Origin of the sequence: Streptomyces sp. NPDC001530 (assembly GCF_042894545.1) — a bacterium.
In the GTDB taxonomy this organism is placed as follows: Bacteria; Actinomycetota; Actinomycetes; order Streptomycetales; family Streptomycetaceae; genus Streptomyces.
On record NZ_JBIAVS010000003.1, the window covers coordinates 330,928 to 351,692 of the forward strand.

The following is a 20,765-nucleotide window of genomic DNA, read 5'->3' on the forward strand; positions in this document are numbered from 1 at the left end:
GGAGTCGGCTGGACAGCCGGCGTCCACTCCAACCCCGCCTTGGCCCACTTCGGCCTGCCACTCGGCCCGCGTGGCCACGTCGACACCCTGCACCCTCCAGGTCAGGGGCCTCGACCACGTGTGGGTCGCGGGCGGCAACGCCCAGGTTCCCGACCTGGCCACCGAAGAGGGCGCGTGATGCCCTCCCGACGCGCAGCACGCCGTACGCGCCCCCAGTGTTCGCCGACAACGTGATCGCGGTTCCGCACGGCCGTCCGCCGAAGGAGTACTGGCACAAGAACCTGGGCGCGGTGGCCCGCCTCGGCCTCCACAAGGGCGTCGCGACCCTCTTCACCGAGGCGGCCACGCCGTCCCACAGCCGCACCTGATCTCTCCACCCGTTTTTGTCCCTGTCTCTTTCCGCCGTACCCCCGTCCGCTGCCTGGAGCGCTGTCCCCATGACACAGAACGCCATCGCCGCCGCTCGCGGCGCTGAGACCGCACCTGAGAATGTGTCTGTCGACCCGTCACACCAGCGCCGCTGGTGGATTCTGGTGGTCATTTCCCTCGCCCAACTGATGGGAGTCCTCGACGGCACCATCGTGAACATCGCTCTGCCGTCCGCCCAGCGCGACCTGGGCTTCTCGGACGGCGACCGGCAGTGGGTGGTCACCGCCTACGCGCTGGCCTTCGGCAGCCTGCTGCTGCTCGGCGGCCGGGTCGCAGACCTGGTCGGGCGGAAGGTGACCTTCCTGGTAGGTCTGACCGGCTTCGCGGCCGCTTCCATGCTGGGAGGCGCGGCGAACAGTTTCGGCATGCTCGTCACCGCGCGCGGGATCCAGGGCCTGTTCGCTGCCCTGCTGGCTCCGTCCGCGCTGTCGCTCCTGATGACCACCTTCACCGATCCGCGCGAGCGGGCGAAGGCCTTCACCGTGGCAGGCTCGGTCGCCGGTGCAGGTGGAGCCATCGGCCTGATCCTCGGCGGGGTGCTGACCGAGTACCTGGACTGGCGCTGGACCATGTACGTCAACGTGGTCTTCGCGGTGGTGGCGTTCGTCGGTGGCGCGGCCCTGCTGCACCGCACCCCGCGAGACACGTCCTCGAAACTCGACGTCCCCGGCACCCTGCTGGTCTCCGCCGGCCTGTTCTGCCTGGTCTACGGTTTCTCGAACGCCGAGACGCACGGCTGGGGTTCGGTGGCGACCTGGGGCATGCTGGCGGCCGGTGCCGTACTGGTGGCCCTCTTCGTCCTGCGGCAGAGCAGGGCGGCATATCCGCTGCTGCCCCTGCGGGTCCTGCTGGACCGTAACCGCGGCGCCTCCTTCGCCGCCCTCTTCGTCAGCGGCGCGGGCATGTTCGGCGTGTTCCTGTTCCTGACCTACTACCTGCAGCAGAGCCTCGGTTACAGCGCCCTGAAGACCGGCTTCGCCTTCCTGCCCATGATCGTGGCATCGTCGTCCGCCTCCGCCGTGGCCGCCAACGTCCTGGTGCCGCGCATAGGCCCCAAGCCGGTGGTACCGGTGGGCATGGCCATTGCGGCCGCCGGCCTGGTCTGGATGACCGCGCTGGACCTGAACAGCGGATACGTGACGCAGGTACTGCCACAGCTGGTGCTCGTCGGCATCGGGCTGGGCGCGGTCATCGCGCCCGCGATGAGCCTGGCCACCTCCGGCGTGGCCGCGGCCGACGCCGGAGCCGCGTCCGCCGCCGTCAACACCGTCCAGCAGGTCGGCGGGTCCATCGGCGTCGCCCTGCTCAGCACGATGGCCTCCGAAGCCGTCACCGACTACCTCTCAGACCGCAACCCCAGGGACACCGGCGTCCTGGCCCAGGCCGGCCTCGAGGGCTACTCCACCGCCTACTGGTGGTCGGCGGCCATCTTCGTCATCGGCCTGGGCGTGACCGCCCTGCTCTACCGCCGCGGCGTGCCGCGACAGGACGAGAACGCCGCGCCTGTCGTTCACATGTGACCAACGAACGGGTCTGTCTGAGACAGGCGCAGGCCGGGCCGCAGTCACCTGCTGCCGTGCGCAAGGAATAAAGGGGGGAAGTGTCCGGGTACCTTTGGCGGGGCAGCACCGGGTAGTCCTGCAGGTTTTCTGCGGCTGCCCAGTTCCCGCCTCTGAGACAGAATGTCCCATAGTAAGCTGTAAGCCGTGTTGTCTCACAGAAGGGAACGGAGAGGTGCAAGACAGAACCGATCCGCGTCTGCTGCGCAGCCGTGACGCGATGGTCTCGGCGGCCACCGCGTTGCTCACGGAAGGCGGCCTGGAGGCCGTGACGCATCAAGCGGTCGCCACCCGCGCCGGCGTTGGCAGAGCCACCGTCTATCGGCACTGGCCCGGCCTTCTCGACCTCCGCCTGGCCGCGCTGGAAGCCGGTATGCCACCTCTGCCTCCGATGCCTGAGGAGCTTCGGGCCGCTTCGGGCAACGATCCGCGAGCGGAGCTCGTACACCGCCTGGGCGTGCTTGCCGAGCGGTGGGACGACGAGCAGGCCGGTGCCGTCCTTGCCGCGATCCTCGGCGGCTCACGGCATGACGAAGGCATGCGCCGCCTCCGGGAGTCGCTGCTGAACCAGATCGCCGATGCCCTGCGTCCCGCTGTTGCCGCGGCCGTGGAGCGCGGTCAACTCCGGTCCGACGTCACCCCCGAGACCTTTGCCATGGCTACCGCGGGTCCCCTGTTCTTCGAGCGCTTTCTCGCCGGGAACCGCCTGGGGCGTGACACCGTGGACGCCGTCGTGGACGCCGCTCTGCGGGGCTGGTCCTAGCGTCATTGAATCCCCGGCGTGGCTGGATGTCCGCCGTTGGGCCGGGGCTGATCAAGGTGGCAGTCCTTCGCGCCCATGAGCAGCTGTGAGCACCTGTCACCTCCGGGTTCCCTGCTTCAGTAGCAGAACCTGTCGGCATGAACCGATCGGCTCGCAGTCCGTGCGGGTGCCACCGATCCGATCACTGCACACCTTTGAAACTCAACCAGTTGAAACTCAAGCGGTGTGACGCAGGTCACTTTGAGACAAGTTGACTCATAGTCTCTCTGTGAGTCAATCTGTCTCACATGGGGGTCGCGAAACGGCAGATCCCGTGACTGTCCATAGATGTCGCCAATGTCATTGCATTCGCGCACAAAGTCTCTTTGGAGGAAACCATGACCGCTACGACCACGAAGAAGGCGGGCAAGGGCGCCACCGACGGTGTCGTCTCCGAGATGGCCACGTACTTCCACATCAAGCCGGGACGCGAGCAGGAGTGCGCGGCGGCCTGCCGGCGGATGGTCGAGGCCCTGAAGCAGGCCCCCATGGCCGCCACCATCAAGACCGGTCTGCGTGACACCCGCCACGTGATCTTCAACAACGGCACGGAGCTGCTGTGGGCCACCACCTTCGAGACCGAGTGGGAGCCCTACATCGACGACGCGTTCCTGACCGTCGGCTTTGAGCACTTCGTGGACTGGATGCAGCACACCGAGGAGTGGGACACCAAGATCGGCCCGTGGATCGAGAGGTCCGGCGGCCTTGAGTCGCTCACGGGCGACAAGACGCGCGAGGGCTTCGAGGAGCACATCCTCGCGAACATGGCCGGTATGAGGTGGATCCTGCAGGACGGGCAGCAGAAGGCCACCGCCTACTGGAACCCGGTCAGCTCCCTGACGATGTCGGAGATCACCAAGGCCGACCGGATCAACGCCGCCTTCCAGGAGGTCCTGGACGACCCCGCCGCCGAGGAGGCCCTCCAGCACCCGGCCCTCAAGCCGCTGCTCGCCCAGGCCGCCAGCTGACCCACACCCCGGAAGGGGACACCACCCCCGCCCCCTCCGGGAAGAGGCACCACCCCCGCCCCCTCCGGGAGGGGGGTGCCGCCTACGGCCCCTCGGGAAGGCGGGCGGCACCCCTCGCCCCCCTCCACGACCCGCGTGACGAACTCCGTCCACACAAGACAGTTCTGGAAGGCATCATGAGCATCGAGAAGGGCAACGCCCTGGAGCTCGACGACATCCAGGCCGCCGCTCTGGAGCCACGGCCGACGCCCTATGCGGGCGCCTACCTCGCCCTGCGCATCGACGACCGGCGGCAGGGGCGCGAGCTGCTGCGGCGGCTCACCCCCGCCGTCGACTCGGTCGCCGCGTTCGACCCCGAGCGTCAGGTCTCGCTCGCGGTGGCACTCAGCTTCCAGGGCCTGAAGGCCTTGGGGGTGCCCGAGGAGTCGCTGGCCACCTTCCCGGAGGAGTTCCGGGAGGGCATGGCCGCGCGGGCGGAGTACATCGGGGACGTCGGGGAGAGCGCGCCGGAGAACTGGGAGGGCCCGCTCGGTTCGAAGGACGTGCACCTCATCCTGGGCGGACTCGCCCCGGATGCCGCCCGCCTGGAGACGGTCGTCCTCCTGGTCCGCGACGCCCTGCGCGATCTGCCCGGCGTCGTTGCCATCTGGCAGCAGGACGTGCACGTCGGACCGGACGAGAAGGAACCGTTCGGTTTCCGGGACGGCATCGGTCAGCCGGCGATCGAGGGCACGGGCATCCCCGGCACCAATCCGTACGAAGAGCCGCTCAGGGCAGGCGAGTTCATCACCGGATACAAAGACGAGACCCACGGCATCGCACCCGTTCCGCAGCCCGAGGTGCTCGGGCGCAACGGAACGTACGTGGCCTTCCGCAAGCTGCACACGCGAGTGGCCGACTTCCGTTCGTACCTCCACGAGCGCGCCACCGACCCCGCCGACGAGGAGCTGCTGGCGGCCAAGTTCGTCGGCCGCTGGCCCAGCGGCGCCCCGCTGGCGCTGACGCCGGACAAGGACGATCCCGAACTCGGTGCAGATCCCAAGCGCAACAACGCGTATCTGTACGGCGACGACCCGCAGGGCCTCAAGTGCCCCGTGGGCGCCCACGCCCGGCGGATGAACCCGCGGGACGCGGTCGTCACCGGTGAGGTGCGCCTGCACCGCATGATCCGGCGCGGTACGACCTATGGCCCGCCGCTGCCCAAGGGAGTGCTGGAGGACGACGGCGCCGACCGCGGCATCATGTTCGCCTTTGTCGGAGCGCACCTGGACCGGCAGTTCGAGTTCGTCCAGCGGCAGTGGGTGAACGACGGCAAGTTCATCGGGGCGCCCGCGGAAAAGGACCCGCTGATCGGCGTGAACGACGACGGCGGATTCACCGTCCCGCGCAGGCCGATCCGCCGCCGCTTCAAGGGGCTGCCGCCATTCGTCGTCAACCGGGGTGGCGAGTACTGCTTCATGCCCGGACTGTCGGCGCTGCGCTGGATCGCCGACCTCGACGCCTGACATCTCTCACGATCAACACGACAAGGAGCGTTTCTCATGGCTGACCACTTCTCCGGACCGCGTGCCATCGCGGACCCTGCGTCCGACATCTGCGACGTGTACGCCTTCCCGAGCCCGGAGCGGCCGGGGAACCTGGTGCTCGTCCTCAACGTGCTGCCTGCCTCGGCCCCTACGGCCCTGTTCTCCGACGTGATCACCCACCGTTTCCGCGTCCGGCCGATCACGTCCGTGAGCGAGGGCGCCGGTGCGGCGTTCAATGTCGGCGAGGACGAGTACGTCTTCGACTTCACCTTCGACGCCCCCCAGAAGGTCGGCGGCACGGGCACCCTGGTGCAGGCGGGCACGTGCCGGGCGCCCGGCGGCCGGAAGGTCTCCTTCCAGGTCGGCAACGAGGTGCCCACCGAGGCCGAGGGACTGAAGATCTTCGCCGGGTCGCGGCTCGACCCGTTCTTCATCGACTTCGTGGGCGTGATCGCCACCGAGGCGACGGGGAAGCTGGCCTTCAGGTCTGATGCCAGCAACGTTCTGGAGGGCCTGAACGCGCTGAGCATCGTGCTCGAAGTCGACGCCGCGGTGCTCGGTCCGGCCGCCGGCTCGCTGGTGGCGGTCGTCGGCGAGACCCTGACTTCCGGTGGTGGACGCCCGGTCCGGCTGGAGCGCATGGGCCGGCCGGAGATCAAGAACGTGGTCATGTCGCCCAAGAAGTTCGACACCGTCAACAGCGATCTGGAGATCCGCGACCTCTTCAACGAGGAGGACGCCTTCAGCGTGCGGCCCGACTATGCGAGCACCTACCGCGCACGGCTCAACGCCAACCTGGCCTTCTACGACGGCCTGGACGGCAAGACCGCCTGGCCGCTGGACGAGCAGGGTGCTCACCCGCTGACCGAACTGCTGCTGGCGGACTTCCTCGTCGTCGATCTGTCCAAGCCCTACTCAGAGGACGGCTGTTTCGAGATCGAGACCGCCCTGCTCGCCGGCCGCCCGCACACGACCTGCGGTGGCCGGTCGCTCAACGACGACATCGTGGACACCCTCTACACGCTGCTGGTGGGCGGCATCGACGGCGAGCGCATCAGTGACGGCGTCGACCAGCCCACTCAGCCGGCCACCGACACCTTCCCCTACCTGAACGCTCCCAACCCGACCCCGCCGGACCTGGGTGCCCGCCTGGCCGCGCAGATGCCTCCCCGCGAGGAAGCGGCATGACCGGGGCGTCTCCCCAGGAGTGGGAGCCGGTCACGACGAACGGCACCATCGCCGTAACGAATCTGCACGGGCAGATCGACGGCCTGGCCGTACGGCTCAGCCGTGCGGGTACCGGGGAGACGCCGGGGGCCCCGTCGGCGGTGGCGCAAGGGGCGGCCCTGGTCGACCTCCTCAACCTCCGAGGCCACATCCTGGGCCGCGTCGCCGACTACGAGCGGGCCGCGGAACTCGCTGAGCGGCTCGTGCACGGCGCACCCGAGGACGGCACGGCCCTGCTCGCCCGCGCCAGGACGCGGGCGACCCTGCACCGCTTCGCAGAGGCCGTTGCCGACCTGGGCGCGGCGGGCCGGAGCGGCGCGGACGAGGCCACACTGGACGCGGAACGAGCCGTCGTCCTGCAGGCCCTCGGCTGCTACGCGGATGCCATGTCCCTGATCCGCAAAGCGGCGGAGCGGCAGAGCGACTTCACGACGCTCGGCGCGCTCGCCGTACTCCAGGCCGAGCGCGGGGAGGTCACCGAGGCGGAGCGGCTGTTCGGCGAGGCGCGGCGCCACTATCAGGGGACCTCGCCGTTTCTGCTCGCCCAGTTGGACTTTCGACGCGGTGTGATGTGGCACCGCGAGGGAGATCTCGATGCGGCCCGTGCGTGTTACGAGGCCGCTCGGCGCCGGGTGCCCGACTACGCGCCGGCACTGGGCCACCTGGCCGAGGTCGACCTGCTGCGTGGAGACCCGCACGGCGCCGTCGCCCTCCTGCGTCCCCTCACCCGGGTCAGCGACGATCCCGAGTACGTCGGCCACCTCGCGGCCGCGTTGCACGCATGCGGCAGGTTCCAGGAGTCGAACCAGTGGCGCGAGCGCGCGGCGGCGCGTTACGACGAACTGGTGCTGCGTCACCCGGAGGCTTACGCCGACCACGCGGCCGACTTCTGGCTCACCGTGGGGGCCGATGCCGAGCGGGGGCTCCAACTGGCCCTGCAGAACCTCGCATTCCGCCAGACATCCCGAGCCCATGCCCTGTTCCAGCGCGCTGTCCTCGCGCAGAGCCGGGTTGCCCAGGCTGCCCCATAGCCGCCGAGCGGCAATGCCGGAGATATGGGGCACCGACGGGGTCGGCCGGACGGACCGGCATGCCGTTCGGCCGACCCCGCACCAGCCCGCAGGGGCAAACGTGACTCGGCCTCTTACCGGCTGAGGCCCCCTCGACCCCTCGCAGCGCCCCTCACCCCGCTGTGGTTCCACGGACCGCTGCAGCACTCCACATCAGCAACCACAACCCGAGAAGGGCCCAAACCGATGGACACCATGCTGGCAGGACGCGTCCACCTGGACACGAAGAAGTTCGTCATGGAGGAGATCCCGGTCCCCGTACCCGGACCGGGCGAAGTACTGATCGAAGTGAAGGCGGCGGGCGTGTGCCTCTCCGACCTCCACCTCATCGACGGAAGCATCACGCCGCTGCACCTGAACTCCAACGTGCTCACCCTCGGGCACGAGCTCTCCGGTGTCATCCATTCCCTGGGACCCGGCCTCAAGCGGGACCTGGCCGTCGGCACACGGGTCGCCCTGCAGGCGGGACAGCCCTGCGGCGAGTGCGCCCGCTGTGTCAGCGGCGGCACGTGCGTATCGTTCCGCGGCCGCGGCGTCGACTACGACGGTGGCTGGTCCCAGTACACGATCGCCCGTGAGGACACCGTCGTCCCCATCCCCGACACACTTCCCTTCGACCAGGCGGCGATCATCCCGGACGCCGTTTCCACCTCGTACGCGGCCCTGGTCGAGACCGTGCAGGTGCGTTCCGCCCAGGCCGTGGGCATCTGGGGAGTCGGCGGGGTGGGCGCCCATGCCGTCCGGCTGGCCCGCATGATGGGTGCCACGCCGATCATCGCCGTCGACCCGCTGCCCAATGCGCGTGCTCGAGCCCTCGCGTTCGGCGCCGATATCGCGCTCGACCCGTCCGACCCCGGTTTCGCCGAAGCCGTGCTACGGGCCACCGACGGCCTGGGCCTGGACTACGCCTTCGACTTCGCGGGCGTTCCCCGGGTCCGGGAGCAGGCGTCGCCTCTCCTCGGTAACCACGGTGCGCTCGTCCTGGTGGGTATCACCACTGAGCCGCTGAAGATCTCGGAGAAGATGACCTTCAACCTGATGAACAAGAAGGTGTTCGGACACTACGGATCCTCGTTCGATCACGTCTACGAGCTGATCCGGTTGGCCGGCAGCGGCCGTCTCGACCTGGCCCCGTCCATCACCGACCACATCTCCCTGGCCGACGCCCCCGAGGCGATCCACCGCCTGGAGAACAAGATCGGCGATCCGATCCGCCTCATCCTCGTTCCCTGACGAGTCGACCGAGCGCGATGGGCCGTCCCGGCGACGGAGTCGGCCCCTCGCGCGACCAAGCCGCAACCGCCGCCCCGGAGAAGCAGACCGACATGCGCGACTCACGCAACGCCACCGCATCCAGCGACAGCAGGAATCCGACAGGCCTGTCGGCAGCCACGGTGCGCACCCGCGTGACGGTCCCGCTCCGCTTCGGCGACGGCTATACGGTGACCGCCGACCTCGCCACCTTCCACCACCTCGCCGACGGGCAGGAACACGTGGCCGTCATCCTCGGCGAACCGGCCGCCGGCCGACCCCCGCTGGTGCGCCTGCACTCCGAGTGCCTGACCGGCGACGTCTTCGGCTCGGCCCGCTGCGACTGCGGCCCCCAGCTGCGCGAGGCGGTCGAGCGCGTCGCCGACCGCGGAGGCGTCCTGCTCTACCTCCGCCAGGAGGGACGCGGCATCGGCCTCTACAACAAGCTCGACGCCTACGCCCTCCAGGACCAGGGTCTCGACACCTACGAGGCCAACGCGGCCCTCGGCCTCCCCGAGGACGCCCGTGACTACACCGCCGCCGCGCAGATGCTCGCCGCCCTCGGCATCTTTGAGTTGGACCTGCTGTCCAACAATCCGGACAAGTCGGCCCAGCTGCGCACCCTGGGCCTTACGGTGACCCAGCACGTTCCCACGGGCGTCTTCACCACGGCCCACAACGTCGGCTACCTCCGTACCAAGGTGGTCCGCACCCAGCACACCCTGCCGCTGACGGAACTGACGGCGGGTTGACGGCAGATGCCCATCGGCTCATGGGCCAGCCCTTCATCAACGCGTGCCGCGCGTGACCAGGCAAATGGTCCGCGTCGCCCAGGAAATGGACAAGTTCTCGACCTGCCGCTGACCACGTGATGGGCCGGGGTATTTCGTAACGGCCGCCCTCGGGATATGCGCGGGTCTCGTTCGGGCGATCCAGTTCGCCATGCGGAGTGTCGCCTGGCATGAGGCCCGGGTTCCGGCGCCGCGTCGTCGTCATCACGAGTGACAGGTGAGTCTCCCCTGCGATAGCACCCTTCGACTTTCCATACGATGTATGGTATCAATGAGGAGAGGTTCCGTACGACGTACGGAACCTGGCCGGCGGAGCCGTTCTTGGTGCCGGGAGCACTTCGGGCCACGGCATCAGCTACCTGTGGGAGGGTCGCCACGGCTGGCGTCATGGCGGGGACCGTGACGAGGGGAGCCGCTGCAGCGACGACTGCTACAGCGCCGGTCGCTGACACGAAGGTCGCCTTCGTCCGGCAACTGATGTTGGTGGCATCCCGCACTCGTCGTCGTAGTACCGCTTCTCTGTTCAGGCCTCGCTTGTTCTGACGACAGAACTTCCGACGGCCCTTCCCGTATGACTCGGCACCAAGAGTGAGAGTAATGAAGTCGTTGAAAACCTTGATTCGGGGGCTATCTGTACAGCTGGTCGTCTCGCATGAGATGTCCTTGTGTATGAGCATGAGGCTGCAGTACGAGCCCAGCGATCCCCATGCTGTCCGCGCCGCATTCACCGTTGTCGGCAGCGACGAGACGGTGGAATGGATCATTGGGCGAGATCTTCTGGCCGATGGTCTGGAGGGCCCCGCCGGCGAGGGGGATATACGCGTATGGCCCGCCGAGGAGCATGACGTCAGCGACTTGTACATCCTTCTCAATCCGCCAGATGGCACGGCCTTGCTCAAAGCCCCGGCGCGGGAAATCAAGACGTTCCTGCAGGAAACGGAGGCAGCGGTGCCCAGGGGGGCCGAGCCCGGGCACATCGACCTGGACGCTTGGCTGACACAGCTCATCGCCGAAGGATGAAGGAACCCAGCTGCTCCGCACCGAGCGGCTGGGCCGCTCAAGGGCCCCGCGTCACCGAGGTCTGTTAGCGTGCGCACCCTGGGGCTGGCACACTGAATTTGTGCTTCCGCTGATGGCCGCTGCAGTTCAGGATGCGTTTCCATCGATTCCTGGCGCCGGCGTTGTGTCCGTTTGCGCGTTGATCTTTACCGTCGCATCCTTCTGGTGGATCAACGCCAGGCAAGGGCACCTGAAGTCCTGGGAGCCTCATTCCTTTTCCGCGATTGTCCACAGTTCCATGGCTCGCCTGCGGCTTCCGCTCGTCCTTCACAACACCGGTGCCAAGCCGATAGTCGTGCAGGATCTCAGGTTGACCTTTCCCGATGAGCCCGCCTCCCATCTGCCACTCCTGTGGATGTCTTCACCGTCCCGCCTCCAACCCGGGCCGGAGGACGAGCCGAAGTTGCCGGCCGGATTCGCCGTGGCCGGCAGAGAGGCGCAGCAACTCCTCATCGAGTTCGAGGCACCGTTTTCCGGATTCGTTCCGGAGCCCCGTGATTACAAGGTCCAGCTTCAGGCGAGGGTCGGCCACCGCAAGGGGTGGCGCACCCTTCTGACGTTCACCTTGAGGGCCGCCAACATCAATGATCCCGACCGGTACACCGTCTACAGCAACGCACCTCTTGAACTGACGAAAGAGGACAAGCAGAAGGCAGACGCCGCGCTCCTGGAGCTGCTGGACGAGCAAGAGGACCTCTCTGCTCCGGGCGAGATGAAGCAGCGGGACTCTTCGAATGGCGAGGGCAACACCGGCACGAATCTCTAGAGCGGGAAGACGGTCCCGGGCTTCGCCGTGGCGAATGTGTCGGCGCCCCGCCCGCTGCCGTCCGAAGCCGGTCAGTCTGTGGCCGCGGAGGAGTTGCTGCTGCGGCTATTGGCGGTAGACCGTGGCCCCGCCGACACCGGAGTGTTCGGCGACCGCGGCGTGGGTGACCGCCCCAGGCCCGCGCCCAGGAGCTCTGCCGTGGCCGCCCCGCTGCGACGGGGGTCCACCTTGACCTAGCTCAGTCGACACCTGCTTCCTTGTCTGTGCGGTGGCGCGGGGCCTGCCGACGACGTCACCCGACATCTATGAGACGGCTTGACTCACAGAACATCTTCGATACATAATGTCTCACAGGCGGGGGGTCTCCGCCGAGTACGGGACTTATGAGTGGTTGAGGAGTGGCCATGGACAGGACCGAGAACGTCGTCGTCTTCCGCTTCACCGAACAGGCCTCCGCCTACCAGGCGCTCAGTGAGCTGAAGCAGCTCGGCGGCGCGACCGTGGAGGTCACGGGCGCGATGCTCGTCGAGCGCCGACTGGACGGGACAGTGCGCATTCCCGAGGGTGTCGACGCCCGGGCGGGAGAGGGCACGCTGGTCGGCGGGCTCGTCGGTTCGGTGGTGGGCCTGCTGGGTGGACCACTTGGCGTGGTGCTGGGCTGGGGCACCGGCGCCCTGGTGGGCGGCGGCGCCGACTGGCGGCGGGCGACGGAGAGCTCCGGCCTGGTGGCCCTGGTGGCCGACGAAGTCAGCGCGGACAGCACGGTGCTGGTCGCCGAGGTCGCCGAGCGCGACACGGCGGCGATCGACCTGCTCGCCATGCGATTCGGTGCGGTGCTTGAGCGCAGGCCGGCCGAGCGGGTGCGAGCCGAGGTCAAGGCGCTCCGCGAGGCGGAGGAGGCGGCGGAACGCGAGGCCGCCAAGGCGCGCCGGGAGCAGAAGAAGGCCCAGCTGGAAGCCACGATGGAGGCCCGCGGCAAGGCGCTCAAGCAGCGGCTCCAACGCCCCGCCGCCTGACTCGCTCTCACGTCATCTCAGGGCCCAGGTCGCGGACCTGGGCCCTGTCGCTGTTTGTTGTCGGCGTCCGTCGGTTCCGCACAGGCCTGAAACGCGCTGATGGACGATGGCCGAGCTGCGGTCGGTTGAGGCGCTGGTCGATCCAGTGCAACTGCTCGATTTCACGGACGGCTACAGGAAGGGATGGCTGCCGGACGAGGAGATCGCGCTGAAGTTGTCTACCCTTGTGCCCGTGACCTGCGAAAATAGCGTACAGGCGCCCTGCGGCGTGAAGTGCGCGTGACGGAAGGGCATGCCACATTTGGCTGGGACCGAAGGGTTCGCGTAGCGCCTGCTTCGGGCCGTGGGGGCCGACGCTGGACGGGTCGCGCCTCGACAGCCCGCGTCCCCCGCGAACTCGGGCTGCTGCGGCCCGGCGACGAGATCGCCGTCGACCTGCGCACCCTGACCACCCGCCGCCTCGACGTTGTCTTCGACCGCACCCGGGAGAACAACCGCCTGCGCGCCCAACTGCTGGAGATCTTCCCCGCGTTGGAGCGGTTGGACCTGACCAACAAGGGTCTGGTGATGCTGCTGACCGGCTACCAGACCCCGGCGGCGATCCGTCGCGCAGGCGCGAAGCGGATCGAGACCTGGCTGAAGAACCGCAAGGTCCGCGGCGCCGCCGCGTTCGCGAAGACGGCGGTGGAGGCCGCCCAGACCCAGCACTCCGCGCTGTCCGGCGACCAGGAGCCCTGTCGCGTCACCAGCCCCCGGATCACGAGCCACCATCACCCCGGACCGCACGATCACCATCACCCCGGACCGCACGATGAGAAACCCTCACTGACCATGTCTGGCGACTTCCGCTGGACGTATGTGGGAGGTCGGGTCTGCCGGGCTCGCTTCATCCCCGCCGGGTTCGGGTGGGAGAGGGATGGACGGATCGTGACGGGAACACTGCGGGCCCTGAGCGGGCTGTCCTCCGGGTGAGCGGCTCGCATCCCGGCCGACAGCACCGAGGTGGTCGGGAGCGACCTTCGTGCCTCTTTGTAGCCGGGTTCCCACTCGGCGCGTAACGTGACACGGCATGAAGATCTCCGTGACCGCCGCACGCTGTCGGAAACTGCTGTCACCCGAAGGACGACAAGCCTCTGACCTGCGACGGGACGGACGGTCATGAAGATCCTCATCAGCGCCGACATGGAAGGCGCCACGGGTGTGACCTGGCCGGCCGACGTGCTGCCGGGGACTCCGCAGTGGGAGCGGTGCCGCTCGATGTTCACCTCGGACGTCAACGCCGCCGTGCTCGGCTTCTTCGACGGCGGCGCCGACGAGGTGCTCATCAACGAGGCCCACTGGACCATGCGGAACCTGCTGCTGGAGCGGCTGGACGAGCGAGCGGAGATGCTCACCGGGCGGCACAAGTCGCTGTCCATGGTGGAGGGCGTGCAGCACGACGACGTGGACGGCATCGCGTTCGTCGGCTATCACGCGGGCGCCGGCATGGAGGGCGTCCTCGCACACACCTATCTGGCGAACTCCCTCACCGGGGTGTGGGTGAACGACATACGGGCCAGCGAGGGGCTGCTCAACGCGCATGTCGTCGCCGAGTACGGCGTGCCGGTCGTGCTGGTCACCGGCGACGACGTGGCCTGCGAGGACGCGCTGGGGTACGCGCCCGAGGCGCTGAAGGTCGCCGTCAAGGACCATGTGTCCCGCTACGCGGCGGTGTGCCGTACGCCCGCGCGGACCGCGGCGGACATCCGGGCCGCCGCCAAGGAGGCCGCGTCGCTGGCGGTGCGTCACGAGCCAGTCGTCGGGGGCCCGTTCACCGTCGCGCTGGAATTCGACGCCGAGCACCTGTCGATGGCCGCCACCGTCGTGCCCGGCGTCGAACGCATCGGCGAGCGGAAGGTGGCCTACACCAGCGACACCATGTACGAGGGGATTCGCACCTTCAAGGCGGTCACCACGATCGTCTCGGCGGCGGTGGAGGAGCAGTATGGCTGACGCACTGGCACTCGATGAGGTCGTACGGTTCACCTCCGACCTCATCCGTATCGACACGACCAACCGCGGCGGCGGGGACTGCCAGGAGCGTCCCGCCGCCGAGTACGCCGCCGCGCGACTGGCGGAAGCGGGCCTGGAGCCCACACTCCTGGAGCGCACGAAGGGGCGTACGAACGTGGTGGCCCGCATCGAGGGCACCGACCCGTCCGCCGACGCGCTGCTCGTCCACGGTCATCTGGACGTGGTGCCGGCGCAGGCGGAGGACTGGAGCGTGCACCCGTTCTCCGGGGAGATCCGCGACGGCGTCGTCTGGGGGCGCGGCGCGGTCGACATGAAGAACATGGACGCGATGATCCTGGCCGTCGTCCGCGCATGGGCGCGCGACGGGGTGCGGCCGCGCCGCGACCTGGTCATCGCGTTCACCGCCGACGAGGAGGCGAGCGCTGAGGACGGCTCGGGGTTCCTCGCCGACGAGCACCCCGGTCTCTTCGAGGGCTGCACCGAGGGCATCAGCGAGTCGGGCGCCTTCACCTTCCACGACGGCAGCGGGCGGCAGCTCTACCCGATCGCGGCGGGCGAGCGCGGCACCGGCTGGCTCAAGCTCACCGCACACGGGCGGGCGGGGCACGGCTCCAAGGTGAACCGGAGCAACGCGGTGACCCGCCTCGCCGCCGCGATCACGCGGATCGGGGCGTACGAGTGGCCGCTGCGCCTCACCCCGACCGTGAGCGCCGCACTGACCGAACTCGCCGCCCTGTACGGCATCGACGGTGACCTCCAGGACGTCGACAGCCTCCTGGAGAAGCTCGGTCCCGCCGCCGCGCTGGTCGAGGCGACCGTACGCAACAGCGCCAACCCGACGATGCTGAGCGCCGGTTACAAGATCAACGTGATCCCGGGGGAGGCCGTCGCGTATGTGGACGGCAGATATCTGCCGGGTGGTGAGGAGGAGTTCCGCGCGACCCTGGACCGGCTCACCGGACCGGACGTGGAGTGGGAGTTCCACCATCGCGAGGTGGCTCTCCAGGCGCCGGTGGACTCGGTGACGTACGCGAAGATGCGCGCCGCCGTCGAGGAGTTCGCGCCCGAGGGGCATGTGGTGCCGTACTGCATGTCGGGCGGCACGGACGCCAAGCAGTTCTCGCGCCTCGGGATCACCGGATACGGATTCGCGCCGCTGAAGCTGCCGGAGGGCCTCGATTACCAGGCGCTCTTCCACGGCGTCGACGAGCGCGTGCCGGTCGAGGCGCTCCACTTCGGCGTTCGTGTCCTCGACCGCTTTCTGCGCACGGCCTAGGGGGGATCAGATGCAGACTCTGGCGTACGGTTCGTGGCCCTCGCCGATCGACGGGGCGCTCGCCGCGGCACACGACGGGCACCCCGAGTTCGTGGGCTTCGTCGGCGACGAGGCCTGGTGGACCGAGCCCCGGCCCACGGAAGGCGGGCGGCGCACGCTCGTACGGCGGAAGACGGACGGCACGGAGGAGTCGGTGCTGCCGGCCCCTTGGAACGTACGCAGCCGCGTCATCGAGTACGGCGGTCACCCCTGGGCCGGAGTCATGCGCCCGGAGGGCCCCCTGGTGGTCTTCGTCAACTTCGCCGACCAGCGGCTCTATGTGTACGAAGTCGGTGGCGAACCCCGGCCGTTGACTCCCGTCTCGCCCGTGGGAGACGGACTGCGCTGGGTGGACCCGCAGTTGAGGCCGGAGCGGGGTGAAGTGTGGTGCGTCCTGGAGGAGTTCACCGGGGAGAGGCCGACCGACGTACGGCGGGTCGTCGCCGCGGTGCCGTTGGACGGGTCGGCGGCGCAGGACCGGGACGCCGTGCGGGAACTGACCGACGGGCGGCACCGGTTCGTCACGGGGCCCCGGCTCTCGCCCGACGGTCGGCAGGCGGCCTGGCTCGCCTGGGACCACCCGCGCATGCCGTGGGACGGGACGGAGGTGATCCTCGCGGACGTGGCCGAGGACGGCACGCTGCGTGCCGCGCGGTCCGTCGCCGGTGGCCCGGAGGAGTCCGTCGTGCAGGCCGACTGGGCCCCCGACGGCACCTTGCTGTACGTCAGTGACCGCACCGGCTGGTGGAATCTGTACCGACTCGGGCAGGACGGCGAGGAGGCGGCGGTCTGTCCGCGCGAGGAGGAGTTCGGCGGCTCGCTGTGGCGGATCGGGTACCGCTGGTTCGCGCCGCTGGAGAGCGGGTTGATCGCCGTCGTGCACGGACGGGGCGCCACCGCACTCGGCGTACTGGACCCGGAGACCGGCGAGGTCGTCGACGCGGCGGGCCCCTGGACCGAGTTCGCCCCGACGCTCGCCGTGCACGGCAGCAGGATCGTGGGCGTCGGGGCCAGCCCCCGCAGCGCCTACGAGGTCGTCGAGCTGGACGCCCGCACCGGGCGGGCCCGGGTGATCGGCGCCGCGCACGACGACCCGGTCGACCCCGCGCACTACCCGGAGCCGCAGATCCGCACCTTCTTCGGCCCCGCGGGGCGCGAGATCCACGCGCACATCTATCCACCGCACCACCCCGACCATGTCGCCCCCGGCGACGAGCTGCCGCCATACGTCGTCTGGGCGCACGGCGGTCCCACCGGCCGCTCTCCCCTCGTCCTCGACCTGGAGATCGCCTACTTCACCTCGCGCGGAATCGGCGTCGCGGAGGTCAACTACGGCGGATCGACGGGACATGGGCGGGAGTACCGCAACCGGCTGCGCGAGCAGTGGGGCGTCGTCGACGTCGAGGACTGCGCGGCCGTCGCGCTCGCGCTGGCCGGGGAGGGCACCGCCGACCGGCGGCGGCTCGCCATCCGCGGCGGCAGCGCGGGCGGCTGGACGACCGCCGCGTCCCTGACGAGCACCGACGTGTACGCCTGCGGCACGATCCTCTATCCGATCCTCGACCTGGTCGGCTGGGGTTCGGGGGAGACCCACGACTTCGAGTCGCAGTACCTGGAGACGCTGGTCGGGCCCCTTGCCGAAGTACCGGGCCGGTACATGGAGCGTTCGCCCAGCGAGCACGCCGACCGGATCACCGCGCCCTTCCTGCTGCTTCAGGGACTCGACGACGCCATCTGCCCGCCCGTGCAGTGCGAGCGCTTCCTGGCCAGGCTGGAGGAACAGGGCCGTCGCGTTCCGCACGCCTACATCGCCTTCGAGGGCGAGGGACATGGCTTCCGGCGGGCCGACACGATGGTGCGGGTCCTGGTGTCCGAACTTTCGCTGTACGCACAGGTCTTCGGGCTGAACCCGCCCGGCATTCCCACCTTGGAGCTGGTCAAGTGAAGCCCTTCGACCAGGAACTGGAGCACAGCGAGTGACCTCACCGACCCCCCTGACCCGACCCGCGCGACTCGCCGCCGGGGCCCGCGTCGCCGTCGTCGCGCCCAGTGGGCCCGTGCCCGAGGAGCGGCTCCAGGCCGGTCTCGACATCCTGCGCGGTTGGGATCTGGAACCGGTGGTGGCGCCCCATGTCCTGGACCGGCACACCGAGTTCGATTACCTGGCGGGTACGGACGCGGACCGGGCCGCCGACTTCCAGGCCGCCTGGTGCGACCCGGACGTGGCCGCGGTGCTGTGCGCCCGCGGCGGGTACGGCGCGCAGCGCATGGTCGATCTTCTCGACTGGGACGCGATACGGGCAGCGGGACCCAAGGTGTTTCTCGGGTTCAGTGACATCACGGCGCTGCATGAAGCGTTCGCGAACCGCGTGGGGCTATCGACCCTGCACGGGCCGATGGTGGCGGCCGTCGACTTCCTCAAGAACACGCGGGCGCAGGAGCATCTGCGGGCGACGCTCTTCGAACCCGAGTCGGTGCGGACCATCGCGTCGAGCGGGAGCACCGCGCTCGTGCCGGGGAAGGCCCGGGGCGTCACCCTCGGCGGCTGCGTGAGCCTGCTCGCCGCCGACCTGGGCACACCGCACGCCCGTGCCTCCGCCCGGGGAGGGCTGCTCCTCATCGAGGACATCGGCGAGGAGGCATACCGGCTGGACCGGATCCTGACCCAGCTTCTGCGGTCCGGCTGGCTCGACTCGGTCGCCGGGATCGCGCTCGGTTCCTGGGTGGACTGCGGTCCGTACGACGGGCTGCGCGCGGTGTTCGCCGACCGGCTCGGCGGGCTCGGCGTGCCCGTCGTCGAGCACTTCGGCTTCGGACACTGTGAGGACGCGCTGACGATTCCGTTCGGACTCGGGGCCGAACTCGACGCGGAGGCGGGGGCGTTGACGCTGGACGAGCCCGCTCTCGTCTAGCGGAGCCGGGCGGCTGCCGGCCGAGGGTGCGCGGCCAATGCGCGCGTTCGGCGGCCCGCTTGCAGCGCGCAGGCTTCACTGAATCTCCGTCAAGAAACCCTCGGCACGGTGATTGACCCTGTCTGACACGTGTCACAGCATGACTACCGGCCGGTAAGTACCGGTCGGTAGTCGGGTTGTCCTCAGTGTGGAGGTCTACGTGTCCCGTCGCTCGCGTGTGCCCAGATCCCGTGCCTCGTTCGCCCTGGTCCTCGGTGCCGCGCTCACGGCACCGCTCGCGTTCACCGCGCCCGCCGCATCGGCCGCCGGTCAATACACCGTCACCGCACTGAAGTTCACGGTCCAGGCCGGTGGCCGCACCTGCACGATCGACGCCGATCTGTACCGGCCCGCGGGTCTGGACCGCGAGCACACCGGGCCCGCCGTGCTCGCCACGAACGGCTTCGGTGGGAGCAAGTCGGACGGTTCGACGGACGCGATCGGCAAGGCGTTCGCGGCCCGCGGCTATGTGGGGCTCGTCTACTCCGGGCTCGGCTTCGGCAATTCGGGCTGTCTCATCTCCCTCGACGACCCGCGCATCGACGGCGTGGCCGCGTCCAGGCTCGTCGACTTCCTGGCGGGCACGCGGGCCGCCGACGACGGTACGAAAGCCGACTACGTCACCCGGGACGGCAAGGGCGACCCGCGCGTCGGTATGATCGGCGGCTCCTACGGGGGCGCCGTCCAGATGGCCACGGCCGCCGTGGACCACCGCGTCGACGCGCTCGTGCCGCTGATCACCTGGAACGACCTGGCGTACTCGCTGGACCCCAACAGCGTGGTCGGCGCCCGTGACGTGCCCGGCGCCTTCAAATGGCAGTGGGCCAACGCCTTCTATCTGATCGGCGAGAGCCAGCCGCTGACCGTGCCGAACCTCGACCCCTCCCGGATCAACTCCCTGACCTGCCTGCACTTCGTGACCGACGCCTGCGAGACGGTGCGGACCCTGAACTCGGGGAGCTACCCGGCAGCCAAGACGGGACCGCTGCTCAGCTATGCGCGCAGCGTGTCGCCCGTCTCGTATCTGCGCAATGTCCAGGCGCCGACCCTCCTCGTCCAGGGACAGGCCGACAGCCTCTTCAACCTCAACGAGGCGACAGCGACGTACAAGACCCTCAAGGCGCAGGGCACCCCGACGAAGATGATCTGGCAGTCATGGGGACACAGCGGCGGACTCACCGACCCGGCGAGCGGTGAACTCAACCTGAGCCAGGGCAACTTGGAGACAAGTTACGTCGGCAGGCGAATCCTCGCCTGGTTCGACCGCTATCTCCAGCACCACAAGGACATCGACACGGGACCCGCCTTCGCGTACTACCGCGACTGGATCGCCGACCCGAACACCACCTACGCCACGGCCTCACGGGTGCCCGCGCTCAGCCAAAAGCTCTACCTCTCCGGCGACGGCAAGCTCGTCGACAACCGCAAGAAGGTCGCGCGCGGCAGCCGTGACTACCGCAACTGGCTGGTGCCCACCAGCCACTCCGAGAGCTCCCTCGCCGGGATCGTCGGGCTGCCCGACCCGGCGCCGTACGACACCGAGGGCACCTACCTCGGCTGGACGAGCGAGCCCCTGACCCGGACGGTCGACGTGGTCGGCGCGCCCCGGGTCACGCTGAAGGTCGTCTCGCCGAAGACCGAGCGCGTGCAGAACTCCGGCGACGCCGCCGACAAGCTGGTCCTCTTCGCCAAGCTGTACGACGTGGCACCAGACGGCACGAAGACGCTGGTGCACCGGCTGGTGGCGCCGGTACGGGTGCCGGACGTGACCAAGCGCTTCACCGTCTCGCTGCCGGGCATCGTGCACCGGTACGAGGCGGGGCACCGGCTCCAGTTCGTCGTCGCCGCCGGCGACGACGCCTACTTCGGGAACAGAGGGGTGAAGCCGGTGACGGTCACCAGCGCGCCGGAGGACACGGGCACGCTGGAACTGCCGGTCGTCGGGGACTGAGCGCCTTCGGCGCCCGGGGTCACCCGGAGGAACCTCCCACCGCGCGTGCCGTCACCTCGCGGCTCATGCTG

Annotated in this window: 17 protein-coding genes and 2 pseudogenes; all 19 read left to right on the plus strand. The window is 69.2% G+C overall.

Annotation, left to right across the window (positions count from 1 at the left end):
• Nucleotides 1-9: 9 nt before the first annotated feature.
• Nucleotides 10-329: pseudogene (locus ACFY0T_RS07060) on the plus strand (NAD(P)/FAD-dependent oxidoreductase); the annotation flags it as partial.
• 108 nt (nt 330-437) lie between these two features.
• Complete coding sequence (locus ACFY0T_RS07065; protein ID WP_388865355.1) at nt 438-1,949, plus strand: MFS transporter; 1,512 nt, start codon at nt 438-440, stop codon at nt 1,947-1,949.
• A 214-nt stretch (nt 1,950-2,163) separates the two neighbouring features.
• Nucleotides 2,164-2,751 carry a TetR/AcrR family transcriptional regulator gene (locus ACFY0T_RS07070; protein WP_388865357.1) on the plus strand — a complete coding sequence of 196 codons (588 nt, stop codon included), beginning with the start codon at nt 2,164-2,166 and terminating at the stop codon, nt 2,749-2,751.
• Nucleotides 2,752-3,128: 377 nt separating this feature from the next.
• Nucleotides 3,129-3,758, plus strand: a complete 630-nt coding sequence (locus tag ACFY0T_RS07075) for a hypothetical protein (RefSeq protein ID WP_388865353.1) — start codon at nt 3,129-3,131, stop codon at nt 3,756-3,758.
• A gap of 176 nt (nt 3,759-3,934) precedes the next feature.
• Nucleotides 3,935-5,263, plus strand: coding sequence for a Dyp-type peroxidase (locus tag ACFY0T_RS07080; RefSeq protein ID WP_388865359.1), 1,329 nt, complete (start codon nt 3,935-3,937; stop codon nt 5,261-5,263).
• Nucleotides 5,264-5,299: 36 nt separating this feature from the next.
• On the plus strand, nt 5,300-6,472 hold the full coding sequence (locus ACFY0T_RS07085; RefSeq protein ID WP_388865361.1) for a DUF4331 family protein: 1,173 nt from the start codon (nt 5,300-5,302) through the stop codon (nt 6,470-6,472).
• Nucleotides 6,469-7,542 (plus strand): tetratricopeptide repeat protein, encoded by a 1,074-nt coding sequence (locus ACFY0T_RS07090; protein ID WP_388865363.1) that lies wholly within the window; start codon nt 6,469-6,471, stop codon nt 7,540-7,542. The genes ACFY0T_RS07085 and ACFY0T_RS07090 overlap by 4 nt, the downstream gene beginning before the upstream one ends.
• Before the next feature lie 225 nt (nt 7,543-7,767).
• Nucleotides 7,768-8,814: a zinc-binding dehydrogenase gene (locus tag ACFY0T_RS07095; protein WP_385124611.1), complete on the plus strand. Its 1,047-nt coding sequence runs from the start codon at nt 7,768-7,770 to the stop codon at nt 8,812-8,814.
• A 92-nt stretch (nt 8,815-8,906) separates the two neighbouring features.
• On the plus strand, nt 8,907-9,584 hold the full coding sequence (gene ribA, locus ACFY0T_RS07100; RefSeq protein WP_388865366.1) for a GTP cyclohydrolase II: 678 nt from the start codon (nt 8,907-8,909) through the stop codon (nt 9,582-9,584).
• A 636-nt stretch (nt 9,585-10,220) separates the two neighbouring features.
• Nucleotides 10,221-10,643 (plus strand): SsgA family sporulation/cell division regulator, encoded by a 423-nt coding sequence (locus ACFY0T_RS07105; RefSeq protein ID WP_388865368.1) that lies wholly within the window; start codon nt 10,221-10,223, stop codon nt 10,641-10,643.
• A gap of 100 nt (nt 10,644-10,743) precedes the next feature.
• Complete coding sequence (locus ACFY0T_RS07110) at nt 10,744-11,448, plus strand: hypothetical protein (RefSeq protein ID WP_388865370.1); 705 nt, start codon at nt 10,744-10,746, stop codon at nt 11,446-11,448.
• 404 nt (nt 11,449-11,852) lie between these two features.
• On the plus strand, nt 11,853-12,464 hold the full coding sequence (locus ACFY0T_RS07115; protein ID WP_388865372.1) for a histidine kinase: 612 nt from the start codon (nt 11,853-11,855) through the stop codon (nt 12,462-12,464).
• A 106-nt stretch (nt 12,465-12,570) separates the two neighbouring features.
• Nucleotides 12,571-12,747 carry a hypothetical protein gene (locus ACFY0T_RS07120; RefSeq protein ID WP_388865374.1) on the plus strand — a complete coding sequence of 59 codons (177 nt, stop codon included), beginning with the start codon at nt 12,571-12,573 and terminating at the stop codon, nt 12,745-12,747.
• 35 nt (nt 12,748-12,782) lie between these two features.
• Nucleotides 12,783-13,193, plus strand: a pseudogene (locus ACFY0T_RS07125) (transposase); the annotation flags it as partial.
• Nucleotides 13,194-13,622: 429 nt separating this feature from the next.
• A complete protein-coding gene (locus ACFY0T_RS07130; protein WP_388865376.1) occupies nt 13,623-14,456 on the plus strand; it encodes a M55 family metallopeptidase in 834 nt (277 codons plus the stop codon).
• A complete protein-coding gene (locus tag ACFY0T_RS07135; protein ID WP_388865378.1) occupies nt 14,449-15,753 on the plus strand; it encodes a M20/M25/M40 family metallo-hydrolase in 1,305 nt (434 codons plus the stop codon). The genes ACFY0T_RS07130 and ACFY0T_RS07135 overlap by 8 nt, the downstream gene beginning before the upstream one ends.
• Before the next feature lie 10 nt (nt 15,754-15,763).
• Nucleotides 15,764-17,737, plus strand: a complete 1,974-nt coding sequence (locus tag ACFY0T_RS07140) for a prolyl oligopeptidase family serine peptidase (RefSeq protein WP_388865380.1) — start codon at nt 15,764-15,766, stop codon at nt 17,735-17,737.
• 31 nt (nt 17,738-17,768) lie between these two features.
• Nucleotides 17,769-18,704, plus strand: coding sequence for an LD-carboxypeptidase (locus ACFY0T_RS07145; protein ID WP_388865382.1), 936 nt, complete (start codon nt 17,769-17,771; stop codon nt 18,702-18,704).
• Nucleotides 18,705-18,921: 217 nt separating this feature from the next.
• Complete coding sequence (locus tag ACFY0T_RS07150; protein WP_388865384.1) at nt 18,922-20,694, plus strand: CocE/NonD family hydrolase; 1,773 nt, start codon at nt 18,922-18,924, stop codon at nt 20,692-20,694.
• Nucleotides 20,695-20,765 lie beyond the last annotated feature (71 nt).

What these genes read in the sequence shown, in the direction of transcription:
- ribA (WP_388865366.1), top strand. Translation starts at nt 8,907, where the DNA reads ATGCGCGACTCACGCAACGCCACCGCATCCAGCGACAGCAGGAATCCG.
- ACFY0T_RS07090 (WP_388865363.1), top strand. Translation starts at nt 6,469, where the DNA reads ATGACCGGGGCGTCTCCCCAGGAGTGGGAGCCGGTCACGACGAACGGC.
- ACFY0T_RS07075 (WP_388865353.1), top strand. Translation starts at nt 3,129, where the DNA reads ATGACCGCTACGACCACGAAGAAGGCGGGCAAGGGCGCCACCGACGGT.
- ACFY0T_RS07135 (WP_388865378.1), top strand. Translation starts at nt 14,449, where the DNA reads ATGGCTGACGCACTGGCACTCGATGAGGTCGTACGGTTCACCTCCGAC.
- ACFY0T_RS07080 (WP_388865359.1), top strand. Translation starts at nt 3,935, where the DNA reads ATGAGCATCGAGAAGGGCAACGCCCTGGAGCTCGACGACATCCAGGCC.
- ACFY0T_RS07130 (WP_388865376.1), top strand. Translation starts at nt 13,623, where the DNA reads ATGAAGATCCTCATCAGCGCCGACATGGAAGGCGCCACGGGTGTGACC.
- ACFY0T_RS07105 (WP_388865368.1), top strand. Translation starts at nt 10,221, where the DNA reads ATGAAGTCGTTGAAAACCTTGATTCGGGGGCTATCTGTACAGCTGGTC.
- ACFY0T_RS07140 (WP_388865380.1), top strand. Translation starts at nt 15,764, where the DNA reads ATGCAGACTCTGGCGTACGGTTCGTGGCCCTCGCCGATCGACGGGGCG.
- ACFY0T_RS07115 (WP_388865372.1), top strand. Translation starts at nt 11,853, where the DNA reads ATGGACAGGACCGAGAACGTCGTCGTCTTCCGCTTCACCGAACAGGCC.
- ACFY0T_RS07065 (WP_388865355.1), top strand. Translation starts at nt 438, where the DNA reads ATGACACAGAACGCCATCGCCGCCGCTCGCGGCGCTGAGACCGCACCT.
- ACFY0T_RS07085 (WP_388865361.1), top strand. Translation starts at nt 5,300, where the DNA reads ATGGCTGACCACTTCTCCGGACCGCGTGCCATCGCGGACCCTGCGTCC.
- ACFY0T_RS07095 (WP_385124611.1), top strand. Translation starts at nt 7,768, where the DNA reads ATGGACACCATGCTGGCAGGACGCGTCCACCTGGACACGAAGAAGTTC.
- ACFY0T_RS07120 (WP_388865374.1), top strand. Translation starts at nt 12,571, where the DNA reads ATGGCCGAGCTGCGGTCGGTTGAGGCGCTGGTCGATCCAGTGCAACTG.